This is a genomic window from Rhizobium sp. RHZ01, from assembly GCF_014851595.1.
GTDB lineage: Bacteria > Pseudomonadota > Alphaproteobacteria > Rhizobiales > Rhizobiaceae > Rhizobium > Rhizobium altiplani.
Genome location: NZ_JACUZZ010000107.1, coordinates 1 through 470, shown reverse-complemented (window position 1 = coordinate 470; position 470 = coordinate 1). Strand labels below are relative to the sequence as shown.

Genomic DNA, 470 nt, shown 5'->3' with positions numbered 1-470 from the left:
GCTGCGCCGGCAGAGCATGCCGAAGGCGCAACGCCGCACTATCCGCTCATGCATCCGAAGCATGAGCACTGGACCTTTGCCGGCCCGCTCGGCCATTACGACAAGGGCCAGCTGCAGCGCGGCCTGAAGGTCTACACGGAAGTCTGCGCCGCCTGTCACTCGATGAGCCTCGTGCCGTTCCGCACGCTCGGAGCTCTCGGCTACTCGGACGCACAGGTGAAGGCCTTGGCCGCCAACTACGAGGTTCAGGATGGCCCGAATGCCAGCGGTGACATGTTCACCCGCAAGGCCATTCCGTCGGACTATTTCCCGTCGCCGTTCCCGAACCACGAGGCGGCGGCTGCCGCCAACAATGGTGCGGCGCCGCCGGACTTCTCGCTGATCGCCAAGGCGCGCGGCATCGAGCGCGGCTTCCCGCAGTTCCTGATCGACATGATCCCGTTCGTCGGCGGCTATCAGGAAGGCGGTCC

At 66.0% G+C, this 470-nt stretch carries 1 protein-coding gene; it reads left to right on the top strand.

Annotation, left to right across the window (positions count from 1 at the left end; translation table 11 throughout):
* Positions 1-470: cytochrome c1 (locus tag IB248_RS31015; protein ID WP_246779342.1), on the top strand; the 470-nt coding region annotated here is incomplete at both ends.